This window comes from Rhizobium azibense (assembly GCF_004342325.1).
GTDB classification, from domain to species: domain Bacteria; phylum Pseudomonadota; class Alphaproteobacteria; order Rhizobiales; family Rhizobiaceae; genus Rhizobium; species Rhizobium etli_B.
The window spans coordinates 123,842-140,634 of sequence record NZ_SMBJ01000002.1 but is presented as its reverse complement, the minus strand read 5'-3'; the positions used below and the strand labels follow the sequence as shown (position 1 = coordinate 140,634).

Below are 16,793 nucleotides of genomic sequence, written 5' to 3'. Positions count from 1 at the left end.
CAACAGGGCCTATGGTTCGTGTTTCAGGGAGGATTTGATGGCCGAGTTCAAGATTGCGCAGCATCTGATTGCCGAGGAAAATGCAAAGCGGGCGGCGGCTCACAAGGCCGATTACGACGCCCTCGGAGCAAATCTTGCACGCCGCGGCGTCGATATCGACGCCATTACAACGAAGGTTTCGGCGTTCTTCGTGGCGGTTCCTTCTTGGGGCGTCGGAACGGGCGGTACGCGCTTTGCCCGCTTTCCAGGCTCTGGCGAACCGCGTGGCATCTTTGACAAGCTGGACGACTGCGCCGTCATTCACCAGCTGACGCAGGCAACGCCGACCGTTTCGCTCCACATCCCCTGGGACAAGGCTGATGTCGGCGAGTTGAGGGCCAAAGGCGACGCGCTCGGTCTCAGCTTCGATGCAGTCAATTCCAATACCTTCTCGGACGCGCCGGGTCAGAAGCACTCCTATAAATATGGCTCACTCAGCCATACGGACGCCGCGACGCGACAGCAGGCCATCGAGCACAATCTGGAATGCATCGAGATCGGCAAGACGCTCGGCTCAAAGGCGCTGACGGTCTGGGTCGGCGACGGTTCGAATTTTCCCGGCCAGAGCCATTTTACCAAAGCCTTCGAGCGCTATCTTGCGGCTATGGCGGAGATCTACAAGGGGCTGCCCGACGACTGGCGGCTGTTTTCCGAGCACAAGATGTACGAGCCGGCCTTCTATTCGACCGTCGTGCAGGATTGGGGCACGAACTATCTGATTGCGCAGACCCTCGGGCCGAAAGCTCAATGCCTGGTCGATCTCGGTCATCATGCTCCGAACACCAATATCGAAATGATTGTCGCCAGGCTGATTCAGTTTGGCAAGCTTGGAGGCTTCCACTTCAACGATTCCAAATATGGTGACGATGACCTCGATGCCGGTGCAATCGAGCCTTACCGTCTGTTCCTCGTCTTTAACGAGCTGGTCGATGCCGAGCATCGCGGGGTGAAGGGCTTTTACCCGGCTCACATGATCGACCAGTCGCATAATATCACTGACCCGATCGAAAGCCTGATCAATAGCGCCAGCGAAATCCGCCGCGCCTATGCACAGGCCCTGATCGTCGATCGCGAGGCGCTGTCCGGCCATCAGAATGAAAATGATGCGCTGATGGCGACGGAAACGCTGAAGCGCGCGTATCGAACCGACGTCGAGCCGATCCTCGCCGAAGCGCGTCGGCGCGCCGGCGGCGCCATTGATCCGGTGGCGGCTTATCGCGCCAGCGACTACAGGAAAAAGGTTTCTGCCGAACGTCCGGCCTCTGTGGCTGGCGGCGGTGGTATCATCTAGGCCTCCCAAGGCGTTGGGGCCGCCGCTTCGACAGCGGCGGCCAGGCAAGACCTTAAGGCATCCCATTGGCCGCGATCTGGCATCGCGATGTTCAGCCGTTTCAGACATTCATGGTGGCGTGGCGAAGCCGTAGGCCGCAAGGCTCTTAGCGTCGCAATGGCGTGCCGCCTCGTCCCAGATTTCGTCCGCACCGGATCGACGCAGTCGCCGATGCGGGTGCGGCTTCTCTCAGCGTCACGCTGAAGCGAGCGCTGGCGGAACGGCTCGCGGATGAACAAAGCGACCTGTACCGAAAGTCCGCGCATCGGACCAAACGATGTGGACCATCGAACTTGTCCTTTGCGGTCGCCGCTGCCAATCTCCCGTAGCCCAAAGGACACGTACTCGGATCGAACATGCTAATCAAACAGGCCAGCCGCGATCACTTTTGCGCCTTGCGCACCATAGAGCTGGCATCATTTGAAACATTGCGCGACGCACATGCCGTCAGCGGCGAGCCATCGGCAAGCAGTGACGAAGAGTTGCAGCAGTACCTCGACCACGGGTTCCTCTACGCCGTGTTCGATGAGAATGGTGTCCCGGTCGGTTACGGGGGAGCGTACGTTACCGAAGGCTGGCTCCACATCGGAGAGATAGACGTGCATCCTAGCTGGCAACAGAAGGGTCTTGGAAGAAGGCTTATGGAGACGCTGCTTAGTGAGGGCCGCTCAAGACAGCTGGGTGGAGCGACGCTCACGACGGATCGGTTCGCGCCGTTTAATGCACCCTTCTACACATCTCTCGGGTTCCAACTCATTGCACGAGACAAATGTTCGCCGCGCCTCCGGTCCGTTCTCCGTTCGGAGGTGGAAAAGGGTGCCGATCCACTTCGGCGGGTCGCCATGGTTTTGATGTTCTGATGTCTTTGATAGCCTTGGTTTCGTCCCGATGCCCGCTCTTGGCGCTTTCCGGCATAGGCTTATCTTCGGCTTATGGCCCAAGCAGCCTTCGCCTTGATCCTTTTCAATCGAGCAACTGCTTGATCTGGAAGACGGTTTGGGAAGGCTTTGATAATCGCGGGCTGCAGGGCAAAGTTTTCAGAAACACCATAAGCTGATGCCGCCGTCTGGTGAAAAATCCGGCCGAAATATCGTCAGCTGTCGGCCCCAAAGCCGCCATCAGCCGGCGGAACCTCCACCGAGGGCAAGCAGATACCGCTATCGGTCAGGTTTTTACAAGGCCACGCATCGAGGCTACTCCCTCCAGAGCACGTTGGATGTGGGCCTGTGTATTGTAAATGTGGGGGCAAAGTCGTAACCCGCCACTGGAAGAGGCTGCTATCCCGAATTTTGTATAAAGGGTGTCGACCACCGTTTTTTGGTTTTCCTTCGGAACCTCTATCACAACAACCCCGCCGCTCATCGCCGGATTTTCCGGAGTGACAAGGGTAGCCCCGAGATCCTTTAATCCCTGCTTTAGTTGGCTCGCGAGTTCCGCGATGCGGGCTTCTACACGCTGCGGGCCGATCTGAGTGTGAATATCCGCAGTGTCCGCGATCGCTGCGATGGCCGCATCGTCGCGTTGCCCGAGCGTTTCAAACTTCTTTGCGTTGTCGAGGTCGAGTTCGACCTTAATCTCTCCAGTGTAGCCGATCGTGTTTGGCCATATTCCGCCGGCGCGTCCTTTGCGCACGTAAAGGATGCCGACCTCCTTCGGACCCATGAACCACTTGTGCGCGCTGGCTGAGAAGCTATCGCATCCCATGTCGTGAAGGTTGAGCGCCGACGCGCCCCAGCTCTGAGCCCCGTCGACATGACAATGGATGCCCTTCTGGCGAGCCATCGCCGCAATTTTCTTGGCCGGGAGCTTCAGTCCGCTCACGTTGGAGCATTCGGTGAAGCTGACGGCCTTCGTTCGGTCGGTGCAGGCCTTGGAGAACAGCTCGACGATTTGTTCGTCGCTCTCGGGTCGTCGCGGCAATGCCACGCGCACGACCTTCAGGCCAAACCGCCTGGCCCGGATATCCCACGCCTCGTTGTTTGTGACGTGGTTCTGATCCCAAATGACTACCTCGTCTCCCGACTTGAAGTCGAGACCGTTGGTGATGACGCTGTTAGCCTCGGAGGTGTTTCGAACCAGGGCGATTTCATCCGGATCGGCTCCGATCTGGGCCGCGACCTTCATTCTTGAACTGGAGAGCCGGTCGTTGAACTGCGCCCGGTTATTCAATGAAACGTCGTAGTCCACGACGCGGGTCAACTCTGCCACCTTCGATGCCACAGACTCGAAGGACGGGCAAAGGTTCGCGCTATTCATCGGAATTGCGGTGTCCGGGAAGATGAACTGGTGGCGGACGAGTTCCCAGTACATGTCCCCGCTAATCGTGTCTGCACGTGCCGCGGACGTGAGCAGGTTTGATGTCGTCGCGACTGTGGCGGCTGCGCCTGCGAACCGCATCAGCGTGCGTCTGGTCATATAGCCTTGCATTGCACTTCTCCTTGTGTTCCGTGACGAGCTACTGGAGGTCGATGACGACGCGGCCGTCGATCTTGCCGTCCTCCATGCGCGCGAAAATGTCGTTGATGTTCTCAAGCTTGTCCCAACTGAAGTGGGACGCCACCTTCCCGTCAGCGGCAAAGCCGATGGATTCTTCAAGGTCCTGGCGTGTGCCGACGATCGAGCCTCTCACCGTGATGCGCTTGAGAACCGTGTCGAAGACGGGAAGGCTGATCATGGACGGCGGCAGTCCGACGAGCGACATCGTCCCTCTGGAACGCAGCATGTGGAAAGCCTGCTCCATCGCCTTCGGAGACACAGCCGTCACCAACGCGCCATGCACGCCTCCGACTTCCTTTTGGACCTTCGCAACTGCATCAGGCTTGCGTGCATCGACCGTCATATCCGCACCAAGTTGGCTCGCAAGGGTGAGCTTGCTTTCGGAAACGTCGACGGCAACGACGTGCATTCCCATCGCTTTCGCATATTGGACGGCCATGTGTCCAAGGCCACCGATGCCTGAGATCATTACCCACTCACCAGGGTTCACCTCGGTTTCCTTGAGGCCCTTGTACACCGTAACGCCAGCACACAGGACAGGGGCTGCCGGGCCGAAATCGAGGTTGTCAGGGAGAATGCCGACAAAGTCGGGGTCGGCGAGGCCGTACTCGGCGAAGGAGCCATTGACAGAATAGCCCGTGTTCTGCTGGCTTCCGCACAATGTTTCCCAACCCGTCCGGCAATGAGAGCAGTATCCGCAAGCAGTATGGAGCCACGGAACGCCGACCCGGTCGCCCTCCTTCAACCGCTTCACCGAACGACCGGCCTTGGCGACATATCCAACGCCTTCGTGGCCTGGGATGAACGGTGGACTTGGTTTGACGGGCCAATCCCCACGGGCGGCGTGAAGATCGGTATGGCAGACGCCTGTCGCAGCGAAACGCACCAGTATCTGATCATCCGCAGGGTCTGGTATCGGCATTTGCTCAATAACCAGTGGCTTTTTGAAATCGAGGACAACCGCTGCTTTCATCATGTTCGGCATGGTCTTCTCCCAACGATAAGGACAGCGGCCGAAGCAGAGCACCGCCAGACCTCTCATACAAGAGAGCATCATGTTTGTTACACGTATCGAAGGGCTGCCCAGGATCGTTCGGACGGCATGGCGGAGTGGCCGAATTTCCCGGCCTCGTAACTTGCCGCTGCGACTGCGCCGCCTGCCTCTGGGCCATCGACCCTGACTGGGGGTCGGCGACCGATAATCTCCAGTGACCGCCGCCGGACGCCGACGAGACCCACGACTTCTACTCTGGGTGGGGCTCCTCGTACGTTAGGCAAAGCCGTCGTTATGTCCGGAGTTGGGCGCGAAGCGGAAGTGAAGGGCCCTGTGTAGGTCCCACTGGGTCGGACTGGCCGCAATCATCTCACAGGGACAGCGGGTATCGAACCGCAGAGGCCCTCCATCTGCGAAGAATTGGTGTCCGCGTCTGGGCCACCAATCGTTTGCGTTCGTCGCGCGAGACGCCCTCCGATGAAATTCGGCATTCAATGATGAGCGAAGGAACCGGCTTCAGCGATGGCAAGCAAACCTGGGCCGTTTGGTCCGACGGGTGCGCTGATGATCGTCTCGCGCAGCAGCCCTAGCGCGCATTCTCGTTTCTCAGCCCAGGCCCACATTCCCGGTTGACAGGACCATCATGGCCGATATTCTATTATAAAGACCTATATAACATAAATATGGAACAATATAATCGGGAGCAAGAAATGAAGAGTCTAATCGCATTTCTCCTCGGCACGGCACTTTTCGCCTTGCCGACCACACTGATGGCGCAGGAAAAAGGCGGCATCATCAATGTCGCGACGATCGGCGAGCCCCCGACGCTCGATCCGATGTCCTCGACTGCCGACCTCGTCGGAATCGTCACGCAGCACATATTCGAGACGCTCTATACGTTCGACAAGAGGTGGAACGTCACACCGCTTCTGGCCGAAAGCCTGCCCGATATCAGCGCGGACGGCAAAAGCTACACGATCAAGCTGCGCAGCGGCATCAAGTTCCACGACAACAGCGACATGACGTCGGAAGATGTCGTTGCATCGCTCACACGCTGGACGAAGATCGCCTCGCGCGGCAAGCAGGCTGCAGGCTTCATCGAAGCAATCGCTGCAGTCGATCCGGCAACCGTCAAGATCACCCTGAGGCAGCCCTATGCGCCGCTGACCTCTCTGCTTGCCTTCAACAATTCCGCTGCGATCGTCATTCCTTCCGACAAGCAGGACGAGCCGATGAAGGATTTCATCGGAACCGGCCCCTACATGCTGAAGGAGCGCAAGGCCGATCAGTACATTCAGCTCGTTCGCTTTAGCGGCTACAAATCACGCGGTGGCGACAGCGATGGCTATGGCGGCGCGCGCCACCAGTATCTCGATGAAATCCGTTTCGTTCCGGTGCCGGATCCGAACACCCGCGTCGAGGCTGCAGTATCCGGCCAGTTTGACTATGTCGATTCCATCCCGGTCGAATCCTTCGACAAGCTTAAGGCATCGACGGCCTCGCAGCCGATCATCCTCAAGCCATTCGGCTACCCGGTTTTCGTCTTCAATACCAAGGAGGGCATTGCGAAGAACATCGAGGTCCGCAAGGCGATCCGCCAAGCCCTCAGCATGGAGGACATGCTGGCCGCTGCCTTCGGCAATACGGATTTCTATACGCTGGACGGCGATATCTATCCGGAAGCCTATTCCTGGCACACGGATGCCGGCGTTGAAGGAAACTACAATATTGCAAAGCCCGAAGAGGCTGGCGAAGCCCTGAAGAAGACGGGCTACAACGGCGAGCCTCTGCGTATCCTCACCAGCCGCCAGTACGAATTCCACTACAAGATGGCGCAGGTTGCAGCGGAGTATCTCAAGCTCGCGGGCTTTGCCGTCGACATGCAGGTCGTCGACTGGGCGACGCTGACGCAGCGCCGCGCCGATCCGAAGCTCTGGGACATCTATATTAGCCACAGCCCATTCCTGCCGGAGCCGGCGCTCATTGGTTCGCTGTCGACCAGCTCACCGGGATGGTGGGATACGCCCGCCCGAAAGGCCGCCGTCGATGCCTTCACCTCTGAAGTCGATTCTGCCAAGCGGATCGAACTATGGGCCAATGTCCAAAAAGCGATCTATGACGAGGCGCCTTTCATGAAGATCGGCGACTTCAACGCCGTCTCGGCGGAATCAAATAAGCTCGAAGGCGTCGATCCGGCTCCGTGGCCGTACTTCTGGAACGCTTCGATCAAGAAGTGACGACTGATCATCGGGATGCCGGTTCCTGCCGGCCGGTATCCCTTTTCGACGGTGCCCGGCCGGGCATAAGGGCCGCAAATCAATGATCCGTTACATTCTCCAGCGCCTCTTCGGGATGATCGTTGTGATGTTCCTCGTCGTCACGATCGTCTTTGTCATCGTGCGCGTGACGCCAGGTGATCCGGCAGCCGTCATGCTGGGACCAGATGCAACGCCTCAGGATATTGCCGAGCTTCGCGGACGTCTCGGGCTCGATCAGTCGCTCCTGGTGCAATATGTCTATTACATCAGTCAGCTCCTGAGAGGCGATCTCGGGCAATCGATCTTCTTGAACATGCCGGTCACCGCAGCCCTTCTAGACCGCGCCGAGCCGACGTTTTTCCTGACGGTGTTCTCGCTGGCGATCGCCTGCGTCATCGCTCTGCCAATCGGCATTTACGCTGCCTATCGCCGCGGGTCCTTCATTGATCAGGCGGCTACGACGCTAGCAATGTTTGCGGCTAGCATTCCGAGCTTTTGGCTTGGGCTGATTCTGATGCAGTTCTTCGCCGTGCGCTTCAACTTCTTTCCGGTTTCGGGCTATGGCGGACCGGGTGCGAACTTCTTTGGGCGCATGTATCACCTGACGTTACCAGCCTTTGCCCTCGGCATAGTTTCCTCGGCGCTGATCCTGCGTTTCACCCGTGCCTCGATGCTTGATGTGCTCGGCGACGACTATATCCGCACGGCACGCGCCAAGGGCCTGATCGAACGGCGGGTGATCCTCAAGCACGCGCTCAAGAACGCCCTGATCCCGATCCTGACCGTTATCGGGTTGACTGCGGCGGTGCTGATTTCGGGGGCGGTCGTGACCGAAACGGTCTTCGGCCTTCCAGGTGTCGGCAATCTGGTCGTCTCGGCGGTCCTCCGTCGCGATTACCCGGTGATCCAGGGCGCGCTGCTCATTATCGCGGCCCTCTACGTGCTGATCAATTTTGCAATCGACATGCTCTATCTTCTGGTCGATCCGAGGGTGCGCTACTGATGACGGATATTTTAACAGCACCTGCCTTGAGCGAGGGCAGCAAGTTCGTCCGGCGTTTCCTGAAGCGCAAGACCGTTGCCTTTGGTGTGCTCATCCTCACGATCTTCGTGCTCTTGGCGATCCTTGCTCCATGGGTCGCTCCCTATTCGCCCTCCAAGCTTTCGATCGTCAACCGGCTGAAGCCTCCGAGCGGAATGTTCTTCTTTGGAACGGACGAATTCGGGCGCGACGTCTTCTCGCGAACGATCTTTGCTGGGCGCCTGTCGCTGCTCGTCGGCGCAGCCGTCGTCGTTTTATCGGCGTTGATCGGGGTGAGCCTCGGCCTGCTTGCCGGCTTCTTCAAGCAATTCGACACGCCAATTGCCCGGCTGATCGACGCAATGATGGCCTTTCCGGACATTCTGCTGGCGATCGCGCTGGTCGCAGCCCTTGGACCGTCGCTGACCACGGTCGTCTTCGCGTTGTCGATCGTTTATTCGCCACGCCTTGCGCGTATTGTTCGTGCATCGACGCTGGTCATCCGCGAACTGCCCTATGTTGAGGCAGCACAAGCGCTCGGGATTTCCACCTTTCACATCATGACACGGCACGTCCTGCGTAATCTGCTTTCGCCGATTCTAGTGCAAGGCACCTTCCTCTTTGCCAGCGCCATGCTGGCTGAAGCGGGCCTTTCCTTCCTCGGCCTGGGCGTCAGCCCCGAAATTCCAACCTGGGGAACAATGATCGCCGCCGGACGCCAGTATATCGGCCAGGCCGACTGGATGACGTTTTTTCCGGGCGTCGCCATCGTTCTTTCCGTGCTCTCCTTGCAGATGGTCGGCGACGGACTGCGCGACATGCTCGATCCCAAACTTCGAAAGGACCTTTGAATGATCGGGCAACAAGAGCGCAAGCCGCTCCTGCTCACCAATGTGAGGCCTATAGGCTTTGGTGCTGAAACCCCAGGCAGTGCAGTCGATATCCTGATCGACGGCAACGGCCGGATCGCACAGGTCGGTCCACAGCTTTCAGTCTCTTGCGAGATGATCTGCGTCGACGGCAAGGGCGCCTGGATTTCGCCGGGCTGGATCGACCTCCACGTGCATATCTGGCATGGCGGCACCGACATCTCGGTCCGTCCGTCCGAATGCGGCGCCGAGCGCGGCGTGACCACGCTGGTCGATGCAGGTTCTGCCGGTGAAGCCAATTTCCACGGTTTCCGCCAATATATCATCGAGCCATCGCGCGAGCGCATCAAAGCCTTCCTGAACCTCGGTTCGATCGGTCTCGTCGCCTGCAACCGCGTCTCCGAATTGCGGGACATCCGCGACATTGATCTTGACCGCATCCTTGAATGTTACTCTGAAAACAGCGAGCACATCGTCGGCATCAAAGTGCGCGCCAGCCACGTCATCACCGGCTCGTGGGGTGTAACGCCGGTAAAGCTCGGCAAGAAGATCTCCAAGATCCTCAAGGTTCCGATGATGGTGCATGTTGGCGAACCGCCGGCGCTTTATGATGAAGTGCTGGAAGTCCTAGGCCCCGGCGACGTCGTCACCCACTGCTTTAACGGCAAGGCCGGTTCGAGCATCTTGGAAGACGAGGATCTTTTCGATCTCGCGCAGCGTTGCGCGGGTGAGGGCATTCGCCTCGACATCGGTCATGGCGGCGCCTCCTTTTCCTTCAAGGTGGCGGAAGCCGCAATCAAGCGCGGCCTCATGCCGTTCTCGATCTCGACGGATCTGCATGGCCATTCGATGAATTTTCCGGTTTGGGATCTGGCGACGACCATGTCGAAGCTGCTTTGCGTCGGCATGCCTTTCGACAAGGTGGTGGCAGCGGTCACGCATGCGCCTGCCTCCGTCATCAAGCTCTCGATGGAAAACCGGCTCGCCGTCGGACAACGCGCCGATTTTACCGTCTTCGATCTTGTCGATTCTGATGTCGAAGCGACCGATTCCAACGGCGACGTTGCCGTTCTTGAGAAGCTGTTCGAGCCTCGCTATGCGGTGATCGGCAGCGAGGCGATTGCCGCAAGCCGTTACATTCCGCGGGCCCGCAGGCTCGTGCGCCACAGCCACGGTTATTCCTACCGCTAAAAGCCAGAAGAAATCCGCATGACAGGAGTTTGCGTGAACATGTCTCCAGCCAACGCCAAGCAGGCAAGCTCGCCCTATGAAAGGCTTGTCGCGCTCGGCATAGAGCTTCCGCCCGCCCCGCCGCCGATCGCCCATTTCGTGACGCATGTGCTGGAGGGAAACATTCTCTATCTTTCCGGTCAGGGGCCGCGCGAGGCCGATGGTTTTTTGTATTCTGGCAAGGTCGGCGCTGAAATCGGTGTCGAGGAAGCCTATAGACATGCGCGGCTCACCGGCATCAATCTTCTTGCCGTCATGCACGATGCGCTTGGCGATCTCTCCCGGGTAAAGCGCGTCGTGAAGCTACTCGGCATGGTCAACGCCGTGCCGCAGTTTGCGGACCATCCAAGCGTCATCAATGGATGCTCGGATCTCTTCGTCGACGTTTTTGGACGAGATACTGGCAGTCATGCTCGTTCCGCGGTTGGCTTCGGCTCGCTTCCGGGTAACATCACCGTCGAAATCGAGGCGATCATCGCCTTGCGTGATTGAAGAGGGGAAAGCCTAGTGGTTGCGCCAGCCCATGATCTTTTCGATGCGTTCGGCCGATGTCCGCACCTGCGCGGTATAGTGGTTCTCGTCAGAAAAAGCCTTCTGTTCTGGAAGGACAATGGAAATGGTCGCGACGCATTGGCCTTCTCTGTCGCAGATCGGCGAAGCGATGCAGGCGACCGCATAGTCGGACTCGCCAGCCTGGATCGACAGGCGCGACTGAAACGCCACGCCGGCGGAAGCGGAAAGCACGCCTGGGTCAACCTCGGCGCGGCCGGTGGGCGAGGATTTGGCGCAGCGCTTGAAAAGTTCGATGCGCTCTTCTTCCGGCAGGTGGCCGACAAGCAGGCGGCCGGATGCCGTCCAGTTCAGAGGAACGCGTGTGCCGACACGCGAAGCGACCTGGAAATGACTGGGGCCATCGGCCATGGCAAGCACGAGCATATAGTCGCCGTCGCGACCGCAAACCTGAACGGTTTCGCCCGCCTGCCGGCAAAGATCGTGCATCTCGCGCGTCGCGACGCTCATGAAATCGAGCGATCGGGCATAGGCAAGGCCGTAATGGTAGAGCCGCGAACCGAGCCAGATCGTGCCGTCGCCATTGCGCATCAGCATGTTCTTTTCGACCAGATCATCGACGATGACATAGACGGTCGAGAGCGGCGCCTTCACAGCCTTGGCGATTGCATAGACCCCCGTCGGAGAGCCTGTTTCGTAAAGATGATCAATCACCTGCAGCGCTCGGTCGATACCGCTCACCCGCGAGCGACGTGCGCCCTTGCCGGCGGGTTCTTCAATAGATGCCTCGTCTTCGGAGAAAACTACTGATGATGTCTTGCCGTCCAATTCCACGCTCCTCGTATGGGGCCATGAGTCTATTACATTACTATGGGATAGCCGTCGAGGATACAAGCTGCAACACTCGCCATATGGCCATTCAATCTGGAGATACACATGTCTGATGACATTTGCGCGTCGATCGGCCTTCGTCCGGTCATCAACGTTTCCGGCACAATGACCAGCCTCGGCGCATCGATCGTCGTCCCCGAGGCAATCGCGGCCATGTCGTCGATCCTGCCGCAATTTGTCGAAATCAACGATCTGCAGCGCAAGGCGAGCGCCGTCATTGCCCGACTGACGGGTGCCGAAGCCGGTTTCGTGACGGCATCGTGCTCTGCGGGCATTTCCCTGGCCGTCGCAGGTGCCATCACCGGCAACAACCTGCTGGCGATCGAGAAACTGCCGGATGTGACGCCGGAAAAGAACGAAGTTCTGGTGCAGATGGGCCATGTTGTGAGCTATGGCGCACCCGTCGATCAGGCGATCCGCCTAGCTGGTGCTAAGCCCGTGCTGATCGGTCAGGCAACATCCACCCATCATTTTCACATGGAAAATGCAATCACCGAAAGAACGGCCGCAGCCGTCTACGTCGTGTCGCATCACGTCGTCGATTATGGTCTTTTGAACCTTAAGGAGTTCGTCGAGATCGCCCACGCCAAGGGCGTGCCGGTCATCGTCGATGCAGCGTCTGAGTACGACCTGCGTGTTTTCCTGGAGCAAGGCGCAGACATCGCGCTCTATTCCGGTCATAAATTCCTCGGCGGTCCGACCTGCGGCATCGTCGCCGGCACAAAGGAACTAGTGCGCAACGCCTTCCTGCAGAACATGGGCATCGGCCGTGGCATGAAGGTCGGCAAGGAAAGCATTTTCGGCGCCATGGCAGCCTTGGAGGCCTGGGAAAAGCGTGACCACACCGGTATTCGCGAGCGCGAAACGGGCTACCTCAATTTGTGGAAACAGATGCTGGACGACCGCCCCGGCGTAACCGCTCTGATCGAACCCGATCCGACCAAAAATCCGCTTGATCGTCTGCGCGTTATCCTCAAACCGGAGGAAGCACATATTACCGCCTGGGATTTGGCCGACGCGCTGGCGGGCGGGACGCCGCCGATAATCGTCCGGGACCACGAAGTCGAGCATCAGTATTTCTATCTCGACCCCTGTAACCTGCACCCGGGTCAGGAAAGGATCGTTGCAAACCGCTTGGCCGAAGAACTGGACAAGGCGCGCGCCTCCAACGAAATCATAGCATCGCCAGTCGAAAACCGCGGCAAGCGCCGGTTCGACGCTGTGTTGCGCTGGCCGGATTGATCTTTTCGGCATTTGGCAATCCAGGAGGAACGGTACATGGCAGGCTTTCAGGCGCAGTCGATCCAGCAGGGAGAGCCCGTTCTCTCCGTCGAGAACCTGACGACATCGTTTCTGGTCGAGGGCGAGTGGAGGCCTGTCGTCCGCGATGTGTCCTTTCGCGTGGCGCCGGGCGAAACGGTTGCAATCGTCGGCGAGTCGGGCTCTGGCAAAAGCGTTACGTCGCTGTCGATCATGCGGCTGCTTGAGCCGGATACCAGCCGGATCGAAGGAAAGATCATGCTTGGCGACCGCAATCTGCTGGCGCTTCGCGAAAGTGCCATGCGGCAGGTACGCGGCAATGACGTCTCGATGATCTTCCAGGAACCGATGACGAGCCTCAACCCGCTCTTTACGATCGGCGACCAGATTTCCGAAGCGCTGCTTTGCCATTCGGCCATGTCGAAGACCGAAGCGCGAGGCGAAGTGATACGGCTTCTGGAAAAGGTCCGCATTTCCTCCGCTGCTTCGCGCTTCGACGAATATCCACACCGGTTTTCAGGCGGCATGCGCCAGCGCGTGATGATCGCCATGGCGCTTGCCTCCAAGCCGAAGCTGCTAATTGCCGACGAACCGACTACGGCGCTCGACGTCACCATCCAAGGACAGATCCTCGATCTCATCAAGATGCTGCAAGAGGAGGAAGGAACCTCTGTGCTCTTCATCACCCACGACATGGGAGTCGTTGCCGAAATAGCCGACAGAACGGTGGTGATGTATCGCGGCGAGCAGGTTGAAACGGCGGCTACGGCCGACATCTTTTACCGCGGCCGCCACCCCTACACGCGCGCGCTGATTTCCGCCGTGCCGGTGCTGGGCTCAATGCAGGGGCACGAAAGGCCGCTGCGTTTTCCCGTCGTCAATGCAGCGACAGGCCAATGCGACGTTCCGGTGGAAGTCGGCGACACGGTTTCTGTTTCAGCAAGGCCGGTCTTGGAGGTGCGGAACCTCACCAAGCGCTTTGATATACACTCTGGTCTCTTCGGTCGCTTGAGCGGACGCGTGCATGCCGTTGAAAATGTTTCCTTTGATCTCTTTGCCGGTGAGACGCTGTCATTGGTCGGCGAATCGGGCTGCGGAAAATCGACGACCGGCCGCGCCATAATGCGGCTGATCGAACCGCAAAGCGGGTCAGTGAAGGCCGATGGCAGGGACGTGCTGGCGCTCGACAAGAACGGGATGCGCGAGATGCGCAAGACCGTGCAAATGATCTTTCAGGATCCGTTCGCCAGCCTCAATCCGCGAATCCGCGTCGGTGCGGCGATCGCCGAACCTTATCTTGAACACAAGATGGGAACGGCAAAGCAGGCCAAGGAGAAGGTCGCTGACCTTTTGGAAAAGGTCGGTCTGAACGCGGATATGATGACGCGCTTTCCGCACGAGTTCTCCGGGGGGCAGCGTCAGCGCATCTGCATTGCCCGGGCCCTGGCGCTCGATCCGAAGGTGATCGTCGCCGATGAAAGCGTCTCGGCCCTCGACGTCTCGATCAAGGCGCAGGTCATCAATCTGATGCTGGACCTGCAGCAGAGCCTCAACCTCGCCTTCCTGTTCATCTCGCACGACATGGCCGTCGTCGAGCGCGTCAGCCATCGTGTTGCGGTCATGTATCTCGGCGAGATCGTCGAGATCGGTCCGCGCGCTGCCATCTTCGGCAACCCGCAGCACCCTTATACGAAGACGCTCATGGCAGCCGTTCCCGTGCCCGATCCGGATCGCCGGCACATCAAGCGGATGGCGGCCAACGACGAGATCAAAAGCCCGATCCGGGCAGTGGACTACAAGATTTTGCCGCGGCAGTATCGGCAGGTGTCATCAGGGCATCTGGTGGCGATTTGAGCGAGATTTCGAAATACAGGTGCTTTGCGGCAATCATTGCCAAGACCCGTGCGAGGGCCCTTTTGGTCCCGACGTCGCATGATGCGCTCAGATGGCGACCGTCCAGCGCTGAGGAGAACCGGCATATCAATGTCGAGCATCAGTAGCGGCACGCCGCGTATCTGTAGCGGTATCGCCCGCCTCAATGCAGTGGCCCAGTTCACCTGGATCGGCCCACGGGTGGTGGCATCCGGGAAAATCTGGAAATCACTTGCCGTCTCCACCGTGGCGCAAATACAGCGAAAGCTGCCGTTGGGGGAAGACGGCAGCTCTCGCACGGGGCAGGGAAGGTCCCCGGGAAGTCAGCAGAAGCAGGAAACCGTCGGCGGGTTCACGCCGGCGCGATTGGCAATCGCATTAACGAAGCCACCCACCTTGGAGGCATTCGGTTGGCGTTTGCGGGCTGCCGTTTCAAGGAGTTGCTTGAAATCGTCAAGCTTCACGCCATCGGCGCGCATCACCATGGCAATCAGCGGGTCGCGAAGGGCTTCGGATATCGTGAGGTCACTGGTCTTTCTCATGGTTCGTCCTCCTTTCGTGGGCAGTCGCCCGTGTTCCGCTGACGCCGCCAGCCCTCTCGGCATTGACTTGTGCAATAAGCGGTGTTACCAGTAAGTAACAATGCATTTGTTACCGATCGGTCACATCTATGTCAAGGACTTCGTCCGTAAAAAAATCCGAAACTTCGCATGAAATCCCAAGCGTGCTGACAAACGAGAAAATCCCCCCGAGGGAACGCATCGTCTCGACGGCTTCCGAGCTTTTCCGCGAACATGGCATACGCGGCATTGGCGTCGATGCGATTGCAGATGCGGCGCTCACCAACAAGATGACGCTTTACCGGCATTTCGGCTCGAAGGACGAGCTCGTTTGCGAGACGCTGCGTCGCGCCTGCGAAAAGGCCGAGGCAATATGGCGTGAACTCGAGGCGATGCATCCCGGCAACCCGCGCGCCCAGCTCGACGCCTGGGTTCAGGGGCGAGCCGAGTGTCTCAACGGGGAGCCGGCCGGTTGCGATCTTGCCAACGCGGCGATCGAACTGAAGGGTGAGGGACACCCTGCCCATGACGTGATCGAGCGCCATAAGGCACAGCAGCGTCAACGCCTTGAAGAACTCTGTTCCGCCGCCGGGGCTCGGGAGCCTCAACTTCTTGCTGACACTCTCACACTTCTTCTGGAAGGCGCCCGCGTCACCCGGCAGGCGATGGGCAGCGACGGTTGCTGCAGCCATTTCTCAAAAGCCTGCAGTGCGGCAATTGCATCTCTCGGCTGAGCCTTCAAAGGCATCGGAACCTTCCATCTTCGAGATCGTTTTTGAACTTGATGAGGAAGGCAATATCGGAGGTGGTAGAGATATGAACTACACCTATCTCCATCGTCTGTATGCCAAGCGCGCCGAATTGGAATCGAAACTCGAGCTTCACGATGCGCGCAATTGCTTTGGCGATGAAGAACTCGAAGATGGCACGCAATCCGATCTGCGCGAGCGCCTCAATGAAATCTCAGAAGAGATTGCAGCGATGGAACAGTCTCCCGGTCGTTAAGTCGCGGCGTTGAGGATTTTCATCGTCCGCTCGTCGAATTTCCCCCCGTAGAACCGATCGATTGCTTCGTGGAACAACGAGCCTTGCTCGCTGACGGCTGCAAAAAGCGTCAGTGAGGAGCGAAGTTTGAGATCATCCGGGGATCCGAGAATGTCGTGGGCCGTGCGTCCTTCCACTGAAAGGATCGCTTGGACGCAGCGAAGAAGTCGCCCGCCCAGTATTGGGTCGCTCAGATAGGCGGCAGCTTCCTCTGCCGAGCGGATCGCGTATTTCTCGGCCATCGCCGATGAGCCCAGCCCGGCAGCCTGCGGGAAGATGAACCACATCCAGTGCGAGCGTTTGCGCCCGGCGCTAAGCTCCCGCAGCGCCTGGTCATATATCCCGTTCTGTGCAGCGATAAACCGCCCGAGATTGTATTCGACGTGACCGGCCATGGTTTTTTCCTTCTGGTGCGACAC

General features: G+C 58.8%; 16 protein-coding genes. 11 read left to right on the top strand and 5 right to left on the bottom strand.

What is annotated here, in order from left to right:
* The first annotated feature begins 37 nt into the window (after positions 1-37).
* Both rhaI and EV130_RS04805 read left to right on the top strand, forming a co-directional pair.
* Positions 38-1,330, top strand: coding sequence for an L-rhamnose catabolism isomerase (gene rhaI / locus EV130_RS04810; protein WP_074064765.1), 1,293 nt, complete (start codon positions 38-40; stop codon positions 1,328-1,330).
* Between the two features lie 395 nt (positions 1,331-1,725).
* Positions 1,726-2,229 carry a GNAT family N-acetyltransferase gene (locus EV130_RS04805; protein ID WP_074064763.1) on the top strand — a complete coding sequence of 168 codons (504 nt, stop codon included), beginning with the start codon at positions 1,726-1,728 and terminating at the stop codon, positions 2,227-2,229.
* Positions 2,230-2,533: 304 nt separating this feature from the next.
* Here the strand turns inward: EV130_RS04805 and EV130_RS04800 are convergent, their stop codons facing one another.
* Together EV130_RS04800 and adhP are read right to left on the bottom strand one after the other, a co-directional pair.
* Positions 2,534-3,796, bottom strand: coding sequence for an aminotransferase class V-fold PLP-dependent enzyme (locus EV130_RS04800; RefSeq protein ID WP_074064762.1), 1,263 nt, complete (start codon positions 3,794-3,796; stop codon positions 2,534-2,536).
* Positions 3,797-3,824: 28 nt separating this feature from the next.
* Positions 3,825-4,850: an alcohol dehydrogenase AdhP gene (adhP, locus tag EV130_RS04795; RefSeq protein WP_074064761.1), complete on the bottom strand. Its 1,026-nt coding sequence runs from the start codon at positions 4,848-4,850 to the stop codon at positions 3,825-3,827.
* A 719-nt stretch (positions 4,851-5,569) separates the two neighbouring features.
* Between adhP and EV130_RS04790 the strand changes: the two genes are divergently transcribed.
* The 5 genes from EV130_RS04790 to EV130_RS04770 all read left to right on the top strand — a co-directional run bounded on the left by EV130_RS04790 (position 5,570) and on the right by EV130_RS04770 (position 10,729).
* Complete coding sequence (locus EV130_RS04790) at positions 5,570-7,096, top strand: ABC transporter substrate-binding protein (protein ID WP_074064760.1); 1,527 nt, start codon at positions 5,570-5,572, stop codon at positions 7,094-7,096.
* Between the two features lie 82 nt (positions 7,097-7,178).
* Positions 7,179-8,120, top strand: coding sequence for an ABC transporter permease (locus tag EV130_RS04785; RefSeq protein ID WP_074064759.1), 942 nt, complete (start codon positions 7,179-7,181; stop codon positions 8,118-8,120).
* Complete coding sequence (locus EV130_RS04780; protein ID WP_132659488.1) at positions 8,120-8,989, top strand: ABC transporter permease; 870 nt, start codon at positions 8,120-8,122, stop codon at positions 8,987-8,989. Before EV130_RS04785 ends, EV130_RS04780 begins: the two co-directional genes overlap by 1 nt.
* Positions 8,990-10,198: an amidohydrolase/deacetylase family metallohydrolase gene (locus EV130_RS04775; protein WP_074064757.1), complete on the top strand. Its 1,209-nt coding sequence runs from the start codon at positions 8,990-8,992 to the stop codon at positions 10,196-10,198.
* Between the two features lie 18 nt (positions 10,199-10,216).
* Positions 10,217-10,729 carry a RidA family protein gene (locus EV130_RS04770; RefSeq protein WP_074064756.1) on the top strand — a complete coding sequence of 171 codons (513 nt, stop codon included), beginning with the start codon at positions 10,217-10,219 and terminating at the stop codon, positions 10,727-10,729.
* A gap of 12 nt (positions 10,730-10,741) precedes the next feature.
* Here EV130_RS04770 and EV130_RS04765 read toward each other — a convergent pair whose 3' ends face one another.
* Complete coding sequence (locus EV130_RS04765; RefSeq protein ID WP_132659486.1) at positions 10,742-11,581, bottom strand: IclR family transcriptional regulator; 840 nt, start codon at positions 11,579-11,581, stop codon at positions 10,742-10,744.
* A 102-nt stretch (positions 11,582-11,683) separates the two neighbouring features.
* Between EV130_RS04765 and EV130_RS04760 the strand changes: the two genes are divergently transcribed.
* The gene (locus tag EV130_RS04760; protein WP_132659484.1) at positions 11,684-12,880 is read left to right on the top strand and encodes an aminotransferase class V-fold PLP-dependent enzyme; all 1,197 of its coding nucleotides are present in this window, start codon (positions 11,684-11,686) and stop codon (positions 12,878-12,880) included.
* A gap of 36 nt (positions 12,881-12,916) precedes the next feature.
* Complete coding sequence (locus EV130_RS04755) at positions 12,917-14,752, top strand: ABC transporter ATP-binding protein (RefSeq protein ID WP_132659482.1); 1,836 nt, start codon at positions 12,917-12,919, stop codon at positions 14,750-14,752.
* A 341-nt stretch (positions 14,753-15,093) separates the two neighbouring features.
* Here EV130_RS04755 and EV130_RS04750 read toward each other — a convergent pair whose 3' ends face one another.
* A complete protein-coding gene (locus EV130_RS04750) occupies positions 15,094-15,312 on the bottom strand; it encodes a hypothetical protein (RefSeq protein WP_074064752.1) in 219 nt (72 codons plus the stop codon).
* A 128-nt stretch (positions 15,313-15,440) separates the two neighbouring features.
* On the opposite strand from EV130_RS04750, the gene EV130_RS04745 reads away from it, so the two are divergent.
* Both EV130_RS04745 and EV130_RS04740 read left to right on the top strand, forming a co-directional pair.
* Complete coding sequence (locus tag EV130_RS04745) at positions 15,441-16,064, top strand: TetR/AcrR family transcriptional regulator (protein ID WP_074064751.1); 624 nt, start codon at positions 15,441-15,443, stop codon at positions 16,062-16,064.
* Between the two features lie 82 nt (positions 16,065-16,146).
* The gene (locus EV130_RS04740; protein ID WP_074065682.1) at positions 16,147-16,335 is read left to right on the top strand and encodes a hypothetical protein; all 189 of its coding nucleotides are present in this window, start codon (positions 16,147-16,149) and stop codon (positions 16,333-16,335) included.
* On the opposite strand, the gene EV130_RS04735 is transcribed toward EV130_RS04740, so the two are convergent.
* Positions 16,332-16,769 (bottom strand): DUF1810 domain-containing protein, encoded by a 438-nt coding sequence (locus EV130_RS04735; RefSeq protein WP_074064750.1) that lies wholly within the window; start codon positions 16,767-16,769, stop codon positions 16,332-16,334. The genes EV130_RS04740 and EV130_RS04735 overlap by 4 nt on opposite strands.
* Positions 16,770-16,793: the final 24 nt, after the last annotated feature.